Origin of the sequence: Proteiniclasticum sediminis (genome assembly GCF_018128025.1) — a bacterium.
Taxonomy (GTDB): domain Bacteria; phylum Bacillota; class Clostridia; order Clostridiales; family Clostridiaceae; genus Proteiniclasticum; species Proteiniclasticum sediminis.
The window spans coordinates 1-626 of the sequence record NZ_JAGSCS010000073.1; the positions used below are offsets into that span (position 1 = coordinate 1).

Here is a 626-nt window from a genome sequence, read left to right on the forward strand (position 1 = left end):
AAGACCATCAAGCGCAAGATCACCGATCTGGACCGGATGAAGATCGAAGAACAGAAGAAGGCCGTCCGGTCCGGCTATGACATGGACATTATCCCGTCAGACCTGGCCACCTACGGTGGCGAAGCCAAGAAGCTGCTACAGGATCTGCAGAGCCACAATGAACGCATGTTCCTGGTGACCTTTCTGATCATGAATACTGCCGACGGCAAACAGACACTGGACAACAACATCTTTCAGGCTCAGGGCATTGCCCAGAAATACAATTGTCAGCTGGTCCGGCTGGACTTCCAGCAGGAATCCGGTCTTAACTCATCCCTGCCCCTTGGTCACAATCAGATCGAGATCCAGCGGGGCCTGACCACCTCCAGCACCGCCATCTTTGTGCCTTTCACCACCCAGGAGCTGTTCCAGCGCGAAGGCGAGCCTCTCTATTACGGGCTTAATTCATTGTCTAACAACCTGATCATGGTGGACCGGAAAGCCCTGAAGAATCCCAACGGACTGATCCTGGGCACCCCTGGCAGCGGCAAATCCTTTTCTGCCAAGCGTGAGATCGCCAATGCCTTTCTCATCACCCAGGACGACATCACCATCTGCGATCCTGAGGGCGAGTATTACCCCCTGGT

The 626-nt window shown here is 54.6% G+C and carries 1 protein-coding gene; it reads left to right on the forward strand.

Going from position 1 to position 626, the window contains the following annotated elements:
• Window positions 1-626: VirB4 family type IV secretion system protein (locus tag KCG48_RS14585; protein WP_408004756.1), on the forward strand; the 626-nt coding region annotated here is incomplete at both ends.